The following is a 300-nucleotide window of genomic DNA, read 5'->3' on the forward strand; positions in this document are numbered from 1 at the left end:
TTCCGAGAGGACCGGGCTTCGTGATGCGAACGATGCTCGTGCCGAATGCGGGGTCCGTGGCGGGACGAAGATAGTCCGGCAAATCCATCGCCGCGGGCGCTACGAAGCCGATGGCGTCGTTGCTTCCATGACCGCCGGCCGTCCGCAGGCCAAGCAGCGCGGCAACGCAAAACAGTAGCAATGCAGCGGAAATCGTTGCAGACCTCATGTCATGTAGCCCATCTCTTGACGTACGAGCCCTTCACTGAGGCGTTTGCGCCACCACGCAATGGTTCGGCTCAGGCCTTCGCGCAGACTGGT

The 300-nt window shown here is 62.0% G+C and carries 1 pseudogene; it reads right to left on the reverse strand.

What is annotated here, in order from left to right:
• A pseudogene (locus tag EN859_RS38910) lies at window positions 1–208 on the reverse strand (hypothetical protein); the annotation flags it as partial.
• Between the last annotated feature and the right edge of the window lie 92 nt (window positions 209–300).

Origin of the sequence: Mesorhizobium sp. M00.F.Ca.ET.216.01.1.1, from assembly GCF_004010325.2 — a bacterium.
In the GTDB taxonomy this organism is placed as follows: Bacteria; Pseudomonadota; Alphaproteobacteria; order Rhizobiales; family Rhizobiaceae; genus Mesorhizobium.